Raw genomic sequence first — 941 nt, forward strand, 5'->3', positions numbered from 1 at the left:
CCGAAATAAGTAGGGATCTTACAAAAGTGGAACAGAGTTGATAGGTCGTAAAAAGTTCTGATGCCTAATTTCGGAAAAGCAATAAGCCAACTCAGATTAGGGAAACAGAATCTGTAACTGAAAAAACATTCGGTTATTAATCACCTGGAGTAGGTTGATTGAAATCAAGGTAAGTCAAAAAACCTGGGTCTAGTTACCCGAACGGAGATAAAATAATGAATAATGAAACAATTTCTATAAGGAAAGGTGGCACAAAGCCACTTGTACACCTTCTGCCTATGATGGCACTGCTGGTGTTTGGGATGATCGCACTCGTGGGTGTGGTATCTGCAGATAGTGTCTATAACGGAGCACCACCTGTAACTAAATTTCATGATACAGTAAATGGAGGTGTCAACGTTCTTATGAATGCCCAAGACACGTGGAGTCTTACGGCTCCTAGTAGAGCAGAACAGCAGAGTTGGGGAAATATGACTCTCGATGTTACTCCAAACAGCGTTGATATGAAGCTTGCTCGACTATATGTAGTGGTGTATGGTGGGAATATGAGTGCAAACTACACCGGAAACATGAGTGTTGACCTGTACAGGGATAATACCTATATCTCAACTCTTGTGACCGGTCAGGAATTGAATCTCCCTTACAACAATGCTAGTGTTGACTATAACAAACCTGCTTATAACACATCAATTGTCTTCCCCCTAGTCAATTTATCCCGTGTTACTAGTGATTACATTGCGGTTTTTGACATCAAGGATAACATTTCTAGCATGACCAACGGTAATCTCAACGTAAGAGTTACTACCTATAATGAAACAGGGAGCTTTGATGCTAGAGTTAAGACTGTCCAATTAGTCTATGCATATAACGATACTGATGAATCAACTGGTGAAACTACTTATTGGATCAATGAAGGTCATGATCCAATGACAAAATATGTA

At 40.0% G+C, this 941-nt stretch carries 1 protein-coding gene; it reads left to right on the forward strand.

Translation table 11 applies throughout. The features are described from left to right. Positions 1-215: 215 nt before the first annotated feature. Positions 216-941, forward strand: a 726-nt coding sequence (locus tag ASJ81_RS13800; RefSeq protein WP_141241734.1) for a DUF3344 domain-containing protein, incomplete at its 3' end; no start/stop codon positions are given.

The sequence above is a fragment of the Methanosarcina spelaei genome (assembly GCF_002287235.1).
GTDB lineage: Archaea > Halobacteriota > Methanosarcinia > Methanosarcinales > Methanosarcinaceae > Methanosarcina > Methanosarcina spelaei.